14 protein-coding genes and 4 pseudogenes are annotated in these 16,830 nt (G+C 59.1%); 3 read left to right on the top strand and 15 right to left on the bottom strand.

All coding sequences use genetic code 11. The features are described from left to right. Positions 1-3 precede the first annotated feature (3 nt). The 12 genes and pseudogenes from ACSR1C_RS17165 to ACSR1C_RS17110 form a co-directional block, all read right to left on the bottom strand. Positions 4-816: an ABC transporter ATP-binding protein gene (locus ACSR1C_RS17165; protein ID WP_460260484.1), complete on the bottom strand. Its 813-nt coding sequence runs from the start codon at positions 814-816 to the stop codon at positions 4-6. A gap of 10 nt (positions 817-826) precedes the next feature. Further along, positions 827-1,900, bottom strand: coding sequence for a branched-chain amino acid ABC transporter permease (locus ACSR1C_RS17160; protein ID WP_460260457.1), 1,074 nt, complete (start codon positions 1,898-1,900; stop codon positions 827-829). Positions 1,901-1,903: 3 nt separating this feature from the next. Continuing rightward, positions 1,904-2,791 (bottom strand): branched-chain amino acid ABC transporter permease, encoded by an 888-nt coding sequence (locus tag ACSR1C_RS17155; RefSeq protein WP_460260458.1) that lies wholly within the window; start codon positions 2,789-2,791, stop codon positions 1,904-1,906. Further along, a complete protein-coding gene (locus tag ACSR1C_RS17150) occupies positions 2,792-4,711 on the bottom strand; it encodes an AMP-dependent synthetase/ligase (RefSeq protein WP_460260459.1) in 1,920 nt (639 codons plus the stop codon). Next, the gene (locus ACSR1C_RS17145) at positions 4,704-5,588 is read right to left on the bottom strand and encodes an ABC transporter ATP-binding protein (RefSeq protein WP_460260460.1); all 885 of its coding nucleotides are present in this window, start codon (positions 5,586-5,588) and stop codon (positions 4,704-4,706) included. Before ACSR1C_RS17145 ends, ACSR1C_RS17150 begins: the two co-directional genes overlap by 8 nt. Continuing rightward, positions 5,549-6,403 carry an SDR family oxidoreductase gene (locus tag ACSR1C_RS17140; RefSeq protein WP_460260461.1) on the bottom strand — a complete coding sequence of 285 codons (855 nt, stop codon included), beginning with the start codon at positions 6,401-6,403 and terminating at the stop codon, positions 5,549-5,551. Before ACSR1C_RS17140 ends, ACSR1C_RS17145 begins: the two co-directional genes overlap by 40 nt. A 114-nt stretch (positions 6,404-6,517) precedes the next feature. After that, complete coding sequence (locus ACSR1C_RS17135; RefSeq protein ID WP_460260462.1) at positions 6,518-7,672, bottom strand: acyl-CoA dehydrogenase family protein; 1,155 nt, start codon at positions 7,670-7,672, stop codon at positions 6,518-6,520. An 8-nt stretch (positions 7,673-7,680) separates the two neighbouring features. Then, positions 7,681-8,892, bottom strand: a complete 1,212-nt coding sequence (locus ACSR1C_RS17130) for a CaiB/BaiF CoA transferase family protein (RefSeq protein WP_460260463.1) — start codon at positions 8,890-8,892, stop codon at positions 7,681-7,683. Positions 8,893-9,030: 138 nt separating this feature from the next. Then, positions 9,031-9,483: pseudogene (locus tag ACSR1C_RS17125) on the bottom strand (ISKra4 family transposase); the annotation flags it as partial. 222 nt (positions 9,484-9,705) lie between these two features. After that, positions 9,706-10,404, bottom strand: a pseudogene (locus ACSR1C_RS17120) (IS1380 family transposase); the annotation flags it as partial. 28 nt (positions 10,405-10,432) lie between these two features. Beyond that, a complete protein-coding gene (locus tag ACSR1C_RS17115) occupies positions 10,433-12,505 on the bottom strand; it encodes a recombinase family protein (protein ID WP_460260464.1) in 2,073 nt (690 codons plus the stop codon). Continuing rightward, a complete protein-coding gene (locus ACSR1C_RS17110; protein WP_460260465.1) occupies positions 12,492-12,671 on the bottom strand; it encodes a hypothetical protein in 180 nt (59 codons plus the stop codon). Before ACSR1C_RS17110 ends, ACSR1C_RS17115 begins: the two co-directional genes overlap by 14 nt. A gap of 309 nt (positions 12,672-12,980) precedes the next feature. Between ACSR1C_RS17110 and ACSR1C_RS17105 the strand changes: the two are divergent. Next, positions 12,981-13,196, top strand: a pseudogene (locus ACSR1C_RS17105) (transposase domain-containing protein); the annotation flags it as partial. On the opposite strand, the pseudogene ACSR1C_RS17100 reads toward ACSR1C_RS17105, so the two are convergent. After that, a pseudogene (locus ACSR1C_RS17100) lies at positions 13,178-13,783 on the bottom strand (IS3 family transposase); the annotation flags it as partial. The pseudogenes ACSR1C_RS17105 and ACSR1C_RS17100 overlap by 19 nt on opposite strands. Before the next feature lie 14 nt (positions 13,784-13,797). On the opposite strand from ACSR1C_RS17100, the gene ACSR1C_RS17095 reads away from it, so the two are divergent. Together ACSR1C_RS17095 and ACSR1C_RS17090 are read left to right on the top strand one after the other, a co-directional pair. Continuing rightward, the gene (locus ACSR1C_RS17095; protein WP_460260466.1) at positions 13,798-14,553 is read left to right on the top strand and encodes a hydroxymethylglutaryl-CoA lyase; all 756 of its coding nucleotides are present in this window, start codon (positions 13,798-13,800) and stop codon (positions 14,551-14,553) included. Beyond that, positions 14,550-14,720: a hypothetical protein gene (locus ACSR1C_RS17090; RefSeq protein WP_460260467.1), complete on the top strand. Its 171-nt coding sequence runs from the start codon at positions 14,550-14,552 to the stop codon at positions 14,718-14,720. Before ACSR1C_RS17095 ends, ACSR1C_RS17090 begins: the two co-directional genes overlap by 4 nt. Positions 14,721-15,071: 351 nt before the next feature. Here the strand turns inward: ACSR1C_RS17090 and ACSR1C_RS17085 are convergent, their stop codons facing one another. After that, positions 15,072-16,127 carry an LLM class flavin-dependent oxidoreductase gene (locus tag ACSR1C_RS17085; RefSeq protein ID WP_460260468.1) on the bottom strand — a complete coding sequence of 352 codons (1,056 nt, stop codon included), beginning with the start codon at positions 16,125-16,127 and terminating at the stop codon, positions 15,072-15,074. 60 nt (positions 16,128-16,187) lie between these two features. Continuing rightward, a complete protein-coding gene (locus ACSR1C_RS17080) occupies positions 16,188-16,823 on the bottom strand; it encodes a glutathione S-transferase family protein (protein WP_460260469.1) in 636 nt (211 codons plus the stop codon). Between the last annotated feature and the right edge of the window lie 7 nt (positions 16,824-16,830).

Below are 16,830 nucleotides of genomic sequence, written 5' to 3'. Positions count from 1 at the left end.
GACTTAACTCAGCCAGCGCTTGCGGCGGCTGTAATGCTTGACATTGTGAAAGTTGGTACCTTCACCGCCGCCCAGATAGAATTCCTGAATGTCGGAGTTGGATTTGAGCGCCTCGGCTGTCCCGTGCATGACAACGCGGCCGTTCTCGATAAGGTACCCTTGCGAAACAATCTCCAGAGCGGCCAGTGCGTTCTGCTCCACCAGCAGGACCGACATGCCCTCTTCCCGATTGATCTTTTGCAGGATGCCGAAGATCTCCTCGACGAGGAACGGGGCAAGCCCAAGACTCGGCTCGTCGAGCATCAGCAGACTCGGCTGGGTCACAAGAGCTCGGCCAATGGCAAGCATTTGCTGTTCGCCGCCCGACAGATACCCCGCCTGCGAATTACGGCGTTCTGCAAGCCGCGGGAAATAGTCGTAGATCTTTTCTTTTTCTGCATTCAGCGCCGATCGGGACATTCCGCGCGGCGCAGCGGCGGTCAGGTTTTCGTCGGGGGTCAAGTGTTCGAAAACGCGCCGTCCTTCGATGACGTGACAGATACCCATCCCGACGCGGTTTTGCGCAAGCACTTCGGTTATGTCTGTTCCCTGGAACGCTATTTCACCTCGGCTGATGCGTCCGCGCTCTGCCTTCAAAAGACCGCTGATCGCTTTTAGCGTTGTGCTTTTTCCCGCTCCGTTCGAGCCCAGGAGCGCGATCATCTCGCCCGTCGGCACCTGGATCGAAACGCCTTTGATCGCCAGCATTACATTGTCGTACAGTACCTCGACACTGTTCATTGACAGAATGGGCGCGGCTTCAACTTTTTCTTGCATCGGCATTTCCCTATTTCTTAAACTGATCGAAGGGCCAGACCATCAGGTAGTCTCTGATGTTGCCGTAGAGTTTTCCCAAACCAAGCGGTTCGATCAGAAGGATTATGACGATCAGCGCGCCATAGACCGCATTTGGGATGTGAGCGAGGGTTTCCACGTTGACCTGCATTCCAAGCCCGTTGCTCATCGCGACGACGAGACCGTTCACCAGACCGGGAACAAGAAGGATCAAGGCAACACCGAAATAGGATCCGATAATACTGCCAAGACCGCCAACGATCACCATAGCAAGAACCTGGATTGAAACGGAGACTGAGAACTGCTCTGGCGCTGCAAGAAAGTAGAAGGTGGCGACAAGCAAGGCACCACTGACACCCGCAATGAAAGACGAGGTCGCGAAGGCCAGGATCTTGTAATAGAAACTGTTCACACCCAAGATCGCTGCGGCAAAGTCTTTTTCCCGCACGGCGACCAAGGCACGGCCAAGCGCGGTGCGCTTGAGGTTGAGCATGAAGATCGTCACCAGCACACACCATCCGAAGACGACATAGTAATACCCGGTATCAGAAGTAATCTCCTGCCCGAGCAGCGCCAGCGTGGGCGCTTGAAGCGACGCGTGCGAGCCACCTGAAATCATCGGCGAGTGGGTCAGAACCCAGTCCATCACGAATTGCATCGCAAGAGTCGTGAGTGCGAGATAGAGACCCTTGACCCGCAATGCGGCAAAGGCGAACAGGCTGCCGATCACAGATGACGTCAACCCGCCGATTATCAGGGCGAATTCCCATGGCACCCCGAAGCGCGCGGCGTGAATCGCCGAATACGCTCCGACCGCCATTACGGCAGCATAGCCCAGGTGAAGCTGGCCAGCCCAACCTGTCACCAGGTTCAGCCCAAGCGCGGCGGCCGTCCAGATCAGCCAAGGCAACATGTAACTGTTCAGGTAGAGCGACGGTATGATGAACGGCGCAGCAAGACCCAACAGAAAAATAAATGCGGTCAGGTTACGGTCAGCAGGTACCTTGAAGATACGGCTATCCGAAACATAGTTCGCATGGTGGACTCCGGAAAGTCTATAAAGCATCTCTTACACCCTTTCGATGTCGTGACGGCCAAACAGTCCATGCGGACGGATCATGACCGTCAGAATGAGCACGGCGGCGACGATGAGTTCGCGGCTGCCGCCTCCGACAAGCGGATCAAGAAATTCCGCGCCGACATTTTCGATCACGCCCAGAATGATGCCAGCAACGATCGCGCCCAGAATGCTGTCGAGACCGCCCAGAACTGCGACAGTCAAACCTTTGAGAAGCAGAAGCGACAGTGCCTGATCGACACCCTGAATCTCGCCCCAGATGACACCTGTCGCCACGGCCACCACAGACGCAAGGGCCCAGGACAGCCCGACACCGCGCTCGACCGAAATTCCGACAGACCATGATGCCATGTAATCATCCGCGATCGCACGCAATTTGATCCCGGTCCGGGTTCGAAAGAACAACATGAAAGCGACAAAGAGGGCAAGCGCAACGCCGGCTCCGACCAGATGGATGCGGCTGATGAAGAGGTCACCCAGGAACAACGGTTCATAGCTGACACCCAGTTCCATCGAACGCGATGTCCCACCCCAGATCGCAAGCGTTGTGCCCCGCAGAAAGATGTCGAGGCCAAGTGTCAACATCAGGATCATGATGACCGGTCGGCCGGCGAGACGCCGAAGCGCCACCCGCTCGATGCCAAAACCCAAGCCGAACATGATAACTGCGGCAAGCGGAATGGCCAGCCACAATGGCAAACCCGCATCGTGCGACAAGGCAAGAACCACATAGGCTCCCACCATCGTCAGCCCGCCCTGCGCCAGATTGGGCACAGAGGACGCCTTGTAGATCAGCACGAGGCCGATGGCGAACAGCGAATACAACAGACCCGTCAGGGCTCCGTTGATCGCAAGCTCGGATAGAAAGACCCAATCCATTTATACCTCCCTGACGGGAAGGCTTCTTTCGACCTTCCCTACTTCCCCGGTCTCGTAAGTCACCTGCGCGCTTACATGGACCTCTTTTGTACCGTCGTAGAGCGCCGCGATTACGTCGGCATAGCGCTCCTGCACGACCTTGCGTCGCAGTTTTCGGGTCCGCGTTATCTCACCATCGTCCGGGTCGAATTCCTTTGGAAGGCTGACAAAGCGCTTCAGGCGAAGCGGCTCGGTGACGACCTTGTTTACCCTTTCGAAAGCAGGGCGCAGCAGCGCGGCGACCTCGTCGCGTTGAGACAGATCGGAATAGGACACATAAGGAACTCCGTTCACTTCGGCCCAGTGTCCCACTGCCTCGAAATCCATGCAGACCATGGCCGTCAATTCGTCCAGACCGGCGCCGATAACAGCTGCATCCTTGATATAGGGGCTGAACTTCAACCGGTTCTCGATGTAGTTTGGCACATAGCGCTCGCCTCCGGCCGTATGCATGACCTCGGAGACACGTCCCAGAACAACCAGTTGGCCATCTTTCTCCAGGTAACCGGCATCGCCAGTACGCAGCCACCCGTCCGTCAGGGCTTCGGCGGTCGCTTCGGGTTTGTTGAAGTACCCTTCAAACACGCTTTCCGCGCGCAAGAGGATTTCACCGCTCTCGTCAATCTTCGCCTCGACACCCGGCACGGGCTTGCCGACGGTATGCAGGCGCACTTCGTTGGGGGCTTGCATCGCGGTGATCGCGCTGTTCTCGGTCTGGCCGTAAAACTGGCGCAGCTTGATCCCGAGGGCGCGGTAGAACACGAAGGTATCTTCGCCAATCGCCTCGCCACCGGTAAACGCACTCCTCAGGCGGCTCATGCCAAATTGATCCTTGATCGGACCAAAAACCATCACCTCACCCAAAAGTCGGCCCAAAGGCTCTAGTAGACCGCCGCTTTTACCATTCAGCTTGCGTGTCTCGGCGGCGATCGCCCGGTCCATGAAGAAATGGTAAAGCCATTTCTTGACCGGGGTCGAGTTCTCCATGCCCACCTGGATAGTCGTCAGCATTTGATCCCAGCTTCTCGGTGCCGCCAGATAAAATGTCGGAGCGATTTCGCGCATGTCGCGAACGACGGTTTCCTGACGTTCAGGCACGTTCACGGTGAACCGACAGAGCAGCGCCGCCGCGACGGTAATGGCGAAGTCGCCCACCCAGGCCATCGGCAGATAGGCGAGGATTTCCTCGTTTTCCTCGAATACACCCGCTGCATGCCCATTCCTGGCCGCAGCAAGAACGTTCTTTTGACTCAGAACGATACCTTTCGGCTTTCCCGTGGTCCCTGACGAATGCATGAAAATGGCCGGATCGCCGGGCTTTGCCCGACCAAAGAGATCTTCGCGCAGGCCCGGGGTTTCATTAAGATCGTGCTGACCGACTTCGATCAGGTGATCCCAGGACATCAGCCCTTCAACCTCATAGAATCCGAGGCCGCGCGCTTCATCATAAATGATGTGGTCGATACCCTCGGCGCCCGCGCCCTTCAGTTCCAGGATCTTGTCTACCTGCTCCTGATCTTCGGCGATGGCCGCGACAATTTCGACTTCGCCAAGAAAGTGCCGAAGTTCTTCGAGTGTCGCGCCGGGATAAGCCGGCATTGCATAGGCACCAAGCAACGAAACAGCCAGCATGCCGCCATATAGCCGTGCACGGTTGTCGCCCAGGATAAGTACAGCCTTGCCCGGCCCTACGCCGATCTTTTCAAGTCCGGCCGCGCAGGCAAGCACCTCTTCGGCGTATTCCGCCCAAGTGGTTTCTTCCCAGATCCCGCGTTTCTTTTCGCGAAGCGCGATATCCTTTCCGTGGCGCGACGCGTTCCGCGCCAGAAGTGCACCAATCGTGTCGCCGCCCGAAGACTTTTCCTTCGTCAAATCAGTCATGCGACCCTCCGATATATGCCTTGACGACCCGCGGGTCTTTTACAACGTCCTTCGGAATGCCGCTGGCGATCATTTCGCCATAATTCAACGCCAACATTCGATCACAAATGCCGGTTATGACATCCATATGGTGCTCGATCAGGAGAACGCTGACGCCACGTTCGGCACGGGCATCCAGAATGAAGCGGGACATATACCCCTTCTCTTCCTGATTCATGCCCGCCATCGGCTCATCAAGGATCAACATCTGCGGCTCTGCCACAAGTGCCCGTGCAAGCTCGACCCGCTTTTTCAGCCCGATCGGAAGACCGTCGACCAATTCATGCCGGATGCCTTCAAGCTGCAGAAACTCGATCACCTCCTCGACGATCTTGCGGTTCTCGATTTCTTCATGTCGTGCGGCCCACCAATAGAGCGCCGTGCGCAGGACGCCCGGTTTCATGTGGATGTGCCGCCCGAGCAAGATGTTGTCGAGAACACTCATCCCGTTGAACAGGGCAAGGTTCTGGAACGTTCGGGCAACCCCGAGCTTGGCCACCTTGTGAGGAGCCATGCCCGTGATGTCTCTCCCGGCGAGCCGTACAGTCCCCACATTTGGCGGGTAAAACCCGGTGATAGCGTTCGTCAGTGTTGTCTTGCCACTCCCATTCGGACCGACAAGCCCAAAAATTTCTCCCCGTTGAATAACGAGATCCACCCCCGTAACAGCGACGATGCCGCCAAACCGGCGTTCGATCCCGCTGCACTCGAGTATCGCCCCGTCATCGGCGCCAGCTGAAATTTTGTTTTTCGTCGTCATGTAGATCCTATTGTCCCCACTAAGGTTCATGGCTTTCATCAGGAAATCCGGAAGTAGTCCGGTCGCCCCGTTGGCCATGGATCTCCCCACAATTGTTGCCCACCGTCGATGTTCAGAACTTCGCCGGTTACAAATTTACCGGAATTGGCTGCCATATAGACAACGCCTTCAGCGACATCCCATTCGTCCCCGGCGTGCCGCATCGGATTGGAGTCCTGAAAGGTTGCGGCCCCCTCTGCAGGATAATTCCCGAAACCGTTGCTTTCACAGCAACCCGGCGCCACGCAATTCACGCGAATCCCATGCGGCGCCCACTCTACCGCGACCGATTTTGACAAGTATATCACCCCTGCCCGCGCGGCACAGGTATGCGCGATGCCGGGCATGCCGCGCCAGATATCGGCCACGATGTTCACGATGGAACCCGGCTTCTTGCTCGCAACCCAGTGGCGCGCGGTGCATTGCATCATCCACCAGGTTCCGTTGAGGTTGGTGTCTATAACGGCGTTCCAACCTTTCGGGGTAAAATCCAGCGCGGGCTGCGGAAACTGGCCCCCTGCATTGTTCACCAAAACGTCTATGGAGCCGAATTCCTGATTTGTCCTGGCGACAAAATCCTCGACCTGTTCAGGGTCACGGATGGTCATGGCCTTGGCGAAAACCCTGCCGCCAAAGCTCTCGAGGTACTCTTTGGCCGAGGCCAGCTTTTCCTCGTTGCGTCCATTGATCGCCAGATTGGCGCCCAGCTTGGCGAACAGAACCGCAATTGCCAGCCCCAATCCGCCACCTGCGCCGGTTACAACGACGTTTTTGCCCACGAACAAATCATGTGCGTAAACGGTCGTGCGCCTTGTCAGGTCTTCTCGCGAAGACCCGAACTGCGTCTCACTCATGACGCCTCCTCCCTTTATCGCCGTTTCCCCGTTTGGGTTATTTTTAAATATTCTAACGGCCGTTAGAAAAAAATCAAGCAGAGAATGTGCGCTGTCCCAGAACGTGACTCGCGGTCAGTAAGACTTTGGAAGTCCAAGCGCTTTTTCCGCTATGAACGACAAAAGCATCTGTGGCGTCACCGGTACGATACGGAACAACAGTGCCTCCCGGACCAGCCGCTCCACGTGATATTCCTTGGCGTATCCGAATCCGCCAAAGGTGATCTGTGCGGCCTCGGTTGCCTCGACCGCGGCGTCGGCGGCCAAAAGCTTGGCTGCGTTCGCTTCGATGCCGCAAGGCTCTCCCGCATCGTAAAGGGCAGCGGCGTGCATCACCATGAGATTGGCCGATTCCACCCGCGCCCAAGCCTGAGCCAGCGGATGCTGAACGCCCTGATTCTGACCGATCGGCCGGTCAAAAACCACCCGCTCTTTGGCATATTGCGCTGCGCGTGCCAGAGCATTGCGGGCGATGCCGATACATTCGCCGGCCACTAGGATGCGTTCCGGGTTCAGCCCATGCAGGATTTGCCGGAAACCCTTGCCCTCTTCTCCGATCAGGTCTTCAGCCGGTATAGGCAGCCCGTCTATGAAAACCTCGTTCGAATCGACCGCCTTGCGCCCCATCTTTTCGATCTCTCGCACATCAACGAAATCGCGGTTGAGATCGGTATAGAACAGGCTCAGCCCTTCGGTCGGGTTGATCACATCCTCAAGCCGCGTTGTCCTGGCCAAAAGCAGCATTTTGTCCGCCACCTGCGCGGTCGAAATCCAGACCTTCTGCCCGTGCACGACATACCTGTCTCCCTGCCGCACCGCCATGGTTTTCAGCTTGGTGGTATCCAGCCCGGTCGTCGGCTCGGTCACGGCGAAACAAGCTTTTTGATCACCGGCGATCAGGGGGGGCAGCATGCGCGCGCGCTGTTCATCGGTTCCGAACTTCACCACCGGGTTGAGCCCGAAAATGTTCATGTGGATGGCCGAGGCCCCGCTGGCGCCAGCCCCCGATTCGGCAATCGCCTGCATCATGATGGTCGCTTCGGTGATCCCCAGACCAGCACCGCCGACGTCTTCCGGCATGGCAATACCAAGCCAGCCACCATCTGCCATCGCCCTGTGCAAATCATGCGGGAAACCCCCGTTCCGATCCCGGTCCAGCCAGTAGTCGTCATCGAACTGCGCACATATCCGCAGGATCTGATCTCGAATTTCCCTTTGTTCATCCGTCATTCGAAATGTCATTGTGTCTCGCTCTCATCCACACCTACAAACCCTGCCTCACACAGGGTAGTGATCCGGTCATCGTCATATCCAAGATTGCGCAGAATGCTTCGGCTGTCCGCGCCCGGCGGCCGCCCTAGCCAGCGCAACTCACCAGGGGTGGCGCTGAGATGCGGGATAGGTCCGATCACCTGCGTTTGCTCGCCCTCAACCGATACGATGTCGCCGCGATGACGTATCTGCTCATTCGTCATGATCTCCTCGACGCTCAGCACACGAGAGGCAACCGCATCATGGCGGGTAAACTCCGCCTCGACTTCCGCAAGCGTGTGTTGCGTGACGAAATCGTTTATGGCGTCGAAGACCACGGCCATATGGTGCGACATCTCGCCGAGTGTAGCGAACCGCGGATCATCGGCCAGCGCATCTCCGCCGACCGCCCGCAACAGGCGTTGCGCTGTTTCTGCGCTGCCCGCCGAAACGGTCACCCACACCCCATCAGAGGTTCGGAACATGCCCCCCGGAGCAAAATCCATCGGCTGGCGCAGCCCGTTGCGCCGCGGCGAGAGGTTCGCGCCCGTCAATGCGGGCACGGGATAGTCCATCAGTCGAAGCAGCGCCTCGAACACTGCAAGATCGACGACCTGACCACGCGCAATCCCTTTTTCCCGGGCAAACAGCGCGATCATGATCCCCAAAGCACCCATCAACCCTGTCGTGCTGTCGGCCGTTGGAAATCCGGGGTGCATCGGTGGCCCGTCCGCAAAACCAGTCAGATGGGCGAGACCACTCATCGCCTCTGCCGCGCGCCCGAAAGCGGGCACGTCCCGCATCGGACCGTCCTGACCGTAACCCGAAACACGCAGAATAACTAAATCCGGGTTCCACTCATGCAGGGTTTCAGGCCCGACACCCGCACGTTCAAGCACGCCTGGCCGGAAATTTTCAACAAGTACGTCGGCGCTTTCAACCAGTCTGCGCAGGATGTCCCGGCCTTCGCCCGACTTCCAGTCGAGGCTCAGAATCTTCTTGTTGCGGCCCAGCGTCTTCCACCAGACGCCCACCCCGTCCTCGGCCTTGGGCCCGAGGTCGCGCATCATGTCCGTTCGGTTGGGTGCCTCAATCTTTATGACGTCTGCCCCAAAATCAGAAAGCAGCGCGGTCGAGAGTGGTCCAGCAATAACATGACCGAGCTCGATGATTTTCAGCTGATGAAGTGGGGAGGTCATATGATCTCTTCGCTAATAATCTAACACCTGTTAGATTATTAGCGAAGATGCGGACCAAATTCAAGCCGTGAGTGCGATTCAAATGGCTCGGGAAAGAGTCAATAGTTGCTGTCTTTGGGAGTGGGCAAAAGCTGGAGGTCAAGCGGCCCGCTTTGAGACGCCTAGCCTTCCGTCAAGCACGGCGCCCCGAGTGACGGCAACCCGATGCGCGCCCCGCGGTGACCATCTCATGCGCCGTCGCTTGCCCATGCGGGTGTTGCCGATGTCATCAACACAGCCTTCTGCCCGGGACGACGAAACTGCGAGGCCATTCCGGTGTCGATGGCCGTAGTCGACGAGCGCGTCGAAGTTGTTCGCAAGGTAGGAATAGAGGTCCTGGCACCGAGCTCTGACGCGCTTGGCCGCTTCTCGTAATTCTCGGGTTTCGGCGTGCAGACGATCGCAATCGATCTGAAGAACGTTGAGGATTGTCGCGGCGGTCATCACTTTCCCGTGCCAAAGGTACCAACGCAGTGTATCGGCAGGGCGCTCGAAGAGTAGTGGCAACCCTGAATAACCCTGCGATTGCAGAAGTCCCCGCACCGCATTTTCACCGACATTCCCCAAGTGGGTTGCCCTCTAACGTCACAATCGCCTGAAACTGCCCGCTGGACAAGCGTTCTTCGCCCCGAGCGGCGTCTGCGGTCGCGCAGACGGCTGGAACTGGGCGGATCGGGCCGCGAATCCGCAGCGTCCTTGCCTGGCGGCGGCGTTTTTCAGCGTGGGGTACGGACCCGTCGAGCCTTTTTCGTGGCGTTTGGGAAAGGATTGTGGTCACGCGCATGACGGTGACGCTCGAAGACGGCGGATGGCGGCGAGGATGGCGCGCACCATCGGGCCGGTGACGGCCACCTCGGCCAGCTGGAAGGTGATGGCGCGGGCGTGACGCACGACGCGCGCCCCTATCTTGATCAGCTTCAGTTGCAGGCTGGTCAGTGACCAATCGGCCATGGCCTCGGGCAACTCGACGCAGCGCAGGAAGGTGGCCAGGTTGTAGGCCAGCGCGTGCAGTTGCAGCCGTACCTCGTTATCGCGGAACCGCCTGCATGACAGCCGCGTCCAGTTGAAGGCATACTTGCCTTCCTTGATGTGCTGCTCGGCGGTGCCGCGCTGGTTGTAGAACCGCACCACCCAATCCGGCTCCATCGGCAGGTTGGTGACGATGAAGCCGGCCTTGGGGAACAGTTCGCCCGGATGCCATTCGATCTTGGCGATCACGCGGCGTGGCTTGTCCCAGGAGGCCGCCTGATACTGGACGTCCTCGTAGAAGCGTTTGACCTTGGTCAGCGAAGGCCGCCCTACGGGCCACGTCAGCCGATGCGCGATCTTCTCGCGCAGGACAGTGTTGGCGGGCAATCGGATGGCGTAGAAGTAACCCGCTTCCTCCAGACGCTGATAGATCGCGGGGTTGGCATAGGCGGCATCGGCCCGAAAGAAACGCAAAAGGTCGCGCTTGGCATACCGGGCGATCACGACGGCCGAGTCATTGTGCACTCCTTCATCAAGTGTCTGTAAACATTGGAAGTGTGTCCGTCTCGGTGAGGCGACGCGGGCGACTGGTTCGGGCTATCGCAGATTGAACCTCCGTCGAGCTGAGGTCGTCGGCACGGATTTGGTAGGGCGCGCCACGAACAACCTGCTCGGCAGGCAGCACACCCGTTTTGATGAGGCGGCGTATCAAGTGGTTTGTAACGCCCAAGGCCTTCGCAGCTTCAGTCATGGTCAGCCAGGCACCATCCTTCTCTGCGGACCGGTAGGCGTGGATGCCGCGCACACGCCTGACCGAAGCAACACGGTGCGCTGTCCAGGTCTTGCCTTGTCCGGTGGGCATGCCCATCCGATTGAGCGACGCAGCGATATGTTCGTCCGACCAGCGTCCTGCCATGCTCCGCATCACCGCCAACGCGTCCTCGGTCGTCGCACAACCATGTTCGCCGGTTCGGGGCTTGCGCACTCTCAGTTCCGAATGGTGGCCGCCCCGCCAATGAATCGTGAGGACAACCTCGCGCACGGCATCATCGACATCGACCACTATATCGGCAATCAGCGTGCGGAGCAGTTGCTGACGCGCTCGCATCGTCACATCGGGCGCATTCCAGGCCGCTGACAGATTGTCCGCCAGATTGGCGAAGTTGCGCGGGTCGGCCTCAATGGTCGATGGACCTTCGCCAGACTGGCGCGCTTCCAGGTCTCGCACGCGGCGCAGCGCTGTCTCCCAGTTCATCTCCAACTGTGCCGCGATCAGACGATTGTCGGGATCACAGGCAGCGTAGCGGCGTTCGGCAAGAGTGGCCTCGTAGCGGGCCTGCCGCAGTTCCAGATCGAGTATCTGACGTTGATCTTCTTGCCGTTCCCGGTGCATCCGCTCTGCCTCGAAAGCGGCCTCGATCGCCAGCGGTTCTACCGCGCGCAGCAACTCGCCTGCAACCGCCGCATCGACCCTTGGGCCTCCAAAGGTCATGCACCGGGGCAGGCCCATCATCAGGTTGGGCTTGTCGCAGCGATAGACGGGCCGACTTTGCGGATTGCCTGTGTAGGCGACGCTCAGTCGCCGCCCGCACCGCCCGCACGTCATGACCCCCGAGAGCAGTGCCTTGCCACCCCGGCCTGACTTTGTGCCGCCGGCGCGGCCATGGTTGTTGAGGGCCAACTGCTTCTGGTTGCGCTCGTAGTCCTCCCAGCTGATGTAGCCCTCGTGGTGATCCTTGATGAAGACCTCCCAGGTCCCTGCCGGCTTGCCGTGCCCGTAACTCCGACGTGCGCGCCCATCAACGATGGAGGTGCGCTTCTCACTCTTCCCATAGACGTAAACGCCTGCGTAGAAAGGATTCTTGAGGACTGCGATGACGTTGCGGTAGCGGATCGGCAGCCAGGTGAAGCTGGTCATGCGGCCCTCATCCGAAGGTCGCGGGAAGTGGATCTGATCCCCCTTCATCGATAGCAGCACCTGGCGGGCGCTGCCAAGTTCGCGGAAGCGGGCAAAGATGAGCCGGATCACTTGCTGCAACCGTAGATCAGGGTCGAACCCCAGACCCGCTTCGCGATGCCAGATATAACCAAATGGCACCGACAGGCGCAGTTCGCCCCGGCGTGCCTTCGACCTGGCGGCATCAAGCATCCGCGTTCTGAGCACGCCCAACTCGAACTCGCTGATGCTGCCCTTCATGCCCAGGAGCAGCCGATCATTGGGCAGGCAAGGATTGTAGATGCCGTCGTGGTCGATGACCCGGGCTTCGACAAGTCCGCACAGCTCCAGCAGATGGTGCCAGTCCCTACCATTGCGCGCGAGCCGCGACGCGTCCTGGCACAGGACGGCGCCGACCTTGCCCGCACACAACCCGGCAACCAGGCGATCAAAGCCCGGGCGCGCCACGGTTCCGCTCGCCGATCGACCAAGGTCGTCGTCGATGACCTCGATGTCGATGAACCCGCGCTGGCGTGCGACATCGACCAGATCATACTGCCGTCGCTGGCTCTCCAGGTTCGTCATGACCTGCGATTGCGTCGACTGGCGCACATAGACGACGGCCTTGCGCTTGAGGAGCGTTGCCGGGATCAGCTCAGTGCCGGTCATCACTGAGCTCCTCCACCATGAGCCCTGCGGCTTGCATCAGAATTTGCGCCAGCGTCGACACCGCCTTGCGCCGCTCTGTGTCGTCCAGACCCTCCAGCCGGTGGGATTCGAACTCCATGTTCAATTGCCGGCCGTGAACCAGTGCCGACATGCCGCGATGCCTCATTGCCTTCCTCCACCCGAGCGATTCCCTGTTCGCTTTGGGAGTGTGAGGACCTGGTGGCAGGCGTGACCAGTTCGCTCAAATCGACCAGTGCCGCCAGATCGACCTGCGGCGACCCTATGGTCATGCCAGCACAAAACACCGGATCAACCATCCAACCGGCGATCGTCACGACGACGTCCGTTGGACCCGATACCTGGAGGAACTGGCCCGTCGCCCGCCGCTCAACGCGGCGAACGCAAACCTTCTGGCCAAAGTAAGGGTGCCAGCGGTATTGAACCTCCAGCTCCTCCCCGACATGGGCAGAATGAACGGGCGATGGCCCTGAACCGAAAGAATGCCCTCTTCGCAGGCCATGACGCCGGTGCCGCAAACTGGGCAACCATCGCGTCACTGGTCGAGACCTGCAAACTCAACGCAGTCGAGCCGCACGCCTATCTGACGCAAACTCTCCAGGCCATCGTCAACGGGCATAAACAAAGCCAAATCGACGACCTGCTGCCATGGAATTATACCGCCAAGGTGTGATCGGGGCACCGCTTACAGAAGAACTCGATGTAATCGAACACGTCGCGCCGGGCTTCTTCGCGGGTTTTGTATTTCTTTCGCCGGATGCGTTCACGTTTGAGCAGGTTGAAGAAGCTCTCGACGACCGCATTGTCCCAGCAGTTGCCGCGGTGGCTCATGCTGGGGACCAGATTGTGCTGCTCGAGAAACTCCTGCCACTCATAGCCGGTGAACTGTGAGCCTTGGTCGGAATGGACATGGACCTTGGCCTTTGGTTTGCGCCGCCAGACGGCCATCAACAGTGCTTGCAGCGGCAAATCGGTGTAGGTGCGCCCTTGCATGGACCAACCGATGACTCGGCGGGAAAACAGATCGATCACGACCGCCAGATACAGGAATCCCTCATGGGTCCGAATGTAGGTGATGTCGGTGACCCAGAACTGATCCGGGGCATCCACATCAAACTCCCGGTTCAGGGTATTGTTCGCAACGACAGCCGGACTGCCACCATAAGAGCCGGGCCGTTTTTTGTAACCAATCTGGGCCCTTATGCCAGCCAGACGAGCCAAGCGCCACGCCCGGTTGGGGCCGATGTCCTCGCACATGTCGCCTGATCGACGGGTTGTCGGCCTGCGGCTTCAGCCATATCGAGGTGGCAAGCTTCGTCAGCCCGAAATGGGTGCCGCAAATGGCCGATGCGTCGGAAGTGCTGGCGGGCATCCACCGCAGGCCGGGGGTTTCCTATGCGGCACTGACGCCGAATTTGCAAGGTTTCGAGCGGGCAGTTGCGGCCCGAGCCAGCGAAGTGGCGGTCTTCGCCTCGGCCTCGGAAGGGTTTTCGCAGAAGAATATCAACTGCTCGATCGCCGAAAGCATTGAGCGTTTCCGGCCGCTGCTGATGGCCGCGCAGGCTGCCAAACTGCCGGTGCGGGGCTATGTTTCCTGCGTGACGGACTGCCCCTGTGACGGGCCGGTGGCGCCGGAAGCCGTGGCGCGCGTCGCCAAAGCTCTTGTCGACCTTGGCTGCTACCAGATAGGCCTCGGCGACACGCTGGGCTCGGCCACGCCCGCCTCGACCGGAAAGATGCTGGAGGCGGTCCTCGCGCATGTGCCGGCATCCCGCTTGGCCGGGCATTTCCATGACACCAAAGGGCAGGCGCTGAGCAACATCGCACTCTGTCTCGATCATGGTCTGCGCATATTCGACGCCTCGGTTGGCGGCCTTGGGGGTTGCCCTTACGCGCCGGGTGCCAAGGGCAATGTCGCAACCGAGGCGGTGGTTGCCCTGCTTCATGATTGTGGCTTTGTGACTGACATTGATGCCGACGCTTTGGCCGAAATGTCTCGATTTGCCCAAAGCCTGAGGAGCGCGCAATGAGCTGGAAAACCCTTGACCTGCGAACAGACGCGCGCGGCGTTGTCGCGGTCACGCTGAACACGCCCGAAAAGCGCAATGTCCTGTCGGCGCTGATGATCGCGGAACTGACCGAGATGGCGGCGACCATCGGCAATGATGGCAAGACCCGGGTGTCGCGTTGCCCTTAAATCGGTTCTGCAGCGTTCTCGGTGCAAACCTGTCCTTTTCGATGGTACAGGTGTCTTGCGCCGTTCCGCTCTTTGCTAGGCAAGAACTCGGACGAATAGCGACAACGCCAAGGATTGGGGGATGTTGCGGAAGCAAGAATTATCCCGCTTAAGGCAATTTTGCATTTTCATCGTATGACCTGCATGATCGCCAGAAATTCAACGTTTGGGGTGCTCCCTTAAAGTGGCATCATGCGGGCGCGCATCGGGTTGCCGTCATTCGGGCCGCCGTGCTTGACGGAAGGCTAGGCGTCTCAAAGCGGGCCGCTTGACCACCATGTTTTGCCCCCTCCCCCTTTCTGGCTTATATGGTTAGGACCCCAGAGCCTTGCGGACATCCGGAGCGACGCGAGTTCCCAGAATCTCGATCGCGTTCATCAAGGATTTGTGGTCGAGCCGCCCGATCGCCATCTGAATGGTAATCCGGGTAAAGCCGAAAATTTCATGATGGGCGAGGATCTTGTCGGTCAGCTCTGCGGGTCCGCCCACGAACAACGCGCCGCTGGGGCCGCACATGGTATCAAACTGTTCACGGGTTGCCGGGGGCCATCCACGTTCTGCGCCAAGTCGGGTCATGACCTCGTTATGCGGGCCACTGTAAATATCGCGGGCGGCTTGACTGGTTTCGGCCACAAACCCATGCACATTCAGTGAGGTTTCAAGGCTGGCCGGGTCGTGCCCTGCCTTGCTGGCGGCAGCACGGTAAAGATCGAACAAAGGCGCAAACCGTACTGGTTCCCCACCTATTATGCCAAGCGCGAGGGGCAGGCCAAGTTTTCCGGCCCGCACCGCAGATTGCGGGGTGCCTCCCACGCCCAGCCAGATCGGCAGCTTGCCCCGATAAGGACGTGGATAGACGCCCTGATGATCGACCGCAGGCAAATGTTTTGTGCGGGGCCAACTTATGTGTTCGGCATCGTTCACCGCCATCAATAGCTGGAGTTTTTCGGCAAAAAGGCCGTCGTAATCATCCAACACATGTCCAAACAGCGGAAAGGATTCAACAAAGGCACCGCGCCCGACCATGATCTCGGCGCGCCCCTGGGTCAGGTTGTCCAGCATCGAAAACTGTTGAAAGACGCGGATCGGATCATCGGAACTCAGCACGGTAACGGCGCTGGAAAGGCGGATATTTTTGGTTTGTATAGCCGCCGCTGCCAGCGACATCGCGGGATTTGAAACCGCATAATCGGGGCGGTGATGTTCGCCGACGCCGAACCAATCCAACCCGACCTGATCGGCCAGCACGATTTCCTCAACCAGATTGCGCAGCCTTTGCGAAGGGCTGATGCCGCGATCCTGATCTGCTCCGGACCCTGCGCCCGATTCAGCGCCCGATTCAGCGAATGTGTATATTCCAATTTGCACGATGTGGCCTTCTTTAGGGCGGGGGCGATTGGCTCGCCCCCACAGATACATTTGTGATGTCTAGCCGCCAAACAGGGCCAGAACCGGTGCAAACGCATCCTTCCACGAGGCGCGCGCCTCAAGTCGTTCGATCCAGGCCGCGACATTCGGAAGATCGTCAAGCGAGATCTCAGACTGCACACGATACATGAATGTCGAGGCCAGCGCGAAATCCGCGACGCTCAGATCGCCCGCGATCCAGTCCTTGCCCTCGAGGCCGATTTCCAGCACGGCCAGAAACTGATCGACGTTTTTCAACTCGCTGTCGATAACGCTTTGATCCGGCTCTCCCATGCCGAACTTCCCCTTCAGGAACCGCTCGAACGACAGCTTCTGCATCGCCGGGCCAAGGTGTATCGTCTGCCAGTAAAGCCACTGATCCACCGTTGCGCGGGCCTTTGGGTCGTCGGGATAAAGACCGCGCTCGGGTTTCTTGCTTGCCAGATACGAATTGATGGCGCGCGATTCCCAGACCACAAAATCGCCGTCCACCAGCACTGGGACCTTGGCGTTGGGGTTCAGTGCCAGGAATTCATCGCTGCGGTTGTCGCCGCCACGTATGTTGACCTCGATGATCTCAAGGTCGATCCCCAGTTCCAGGGCAACCGCCCGCACCCGAAGGGCGTTTGGCGAGAAATTTGCGCTGTAAAGCTTCATGATGGTT

The sequence above is a fragment of the Actibacterium sp. D185-2 genome, assembly GCF_054954595.1.
This window is presented reverse-complemented; position numbering and strand designations above follow the sequence as displayed.

What these genes read in the sequence shown, in the direction of transcription:
- ACSR1C_RS17165 (WP_460260484.1), bottom strand. Translation starts at nt 816, where the DNA reads ATGCAAGAAAAAGTTGAAGCCGCGCCCATTCTGTCAATGAACAGTGTC.
- ACSR1C_RS17160 (WP_460260457.1), bottom strand. Translation starts at nt 1,900, where the DNA reads ATGCTTTATAGACTTTCCGGAGTCCACCATGCGAACTATGTTTCGGAT.
- ACSR1C_RS17155 (WP_460260458.1), bottom strand. Translation starts at nt 2,791, where the DNA reads ATGGATTGGGTCTTTCTATCCGAGCTTGCGATCAACGGAGCCCTGACG.
- ACSR1C_RS17150 (WP_460260459.1), bottom strand. Translation starts at nt 4,711, where the DNA reads ATGACTGATTTGACGAAGGAAAAGTCTTCGGGCGGCGACACGATTGGT.
- ACSR1C_RS17145 (WP_460260460.1), bottom strand. Translation starts at nt 5,588, where the DNA reads ATGGCCAACGGGGCGACCGGACTACTTCCGGATTTCCTGATGAAAGCC.
- ACSR1C_RS17140 (WP_460260461.1), bottom strand. Translation starts at nt 6,403, where the DNA reads ATGAGTGAGACGCAGTTCGGGTCTTCGCGAGAAGACCTGACAAGGCGC.
- ACSR1C_RS17135 (WP_460260462.1), bottom strand. Translation starts at nt 7,672, where the DNA reads ATGACGGATGAACAAAGGGAAATTCGAGATCAGATCCTGCGGATATGT.
- ACSR1C_RS17130 (WP_460260463.1), bottom strand. Translation starts at nt 8,892, where the DNA reads ATGACCTCCCCACTTCATCAGCTGAAAATCATCGAGCTCGGTCATGTT.
- ACSR1C_RS17115 (WP_460260464.1), bottom strand. Translation starts at nt 12,505, where the DNA reads ATGACCGGCACTGAGCTGATCCCGGCAACGCTCCTCAAGCGCAAGGCC.
- ACSR1C_RS17110 (WP_460260465.1), bottom strand. Translation starts at nt 12,671, where the DNA reads ATGAGGCATCGCGGCATGTCGGCACTGGTTCACGGCCGGCAATTGAAC.
- ACSR1C_RS17090 (WP_460260467.1), top strand. Translation starts at nt 14,550, where the DNA reads ATGAGCTGGAAAACCCTTGACCTGCGAACAGACGCGCGCGGCGTTGTC.
- ACSR1C_RS17080 (WP_460260469.1), bottom strand. Translation starts at nt 16,823, where the DNA reads ATGAAGCTTTACAGCGCAAATTTCTCGCCAAACGCCCTTCGGGTGCGG.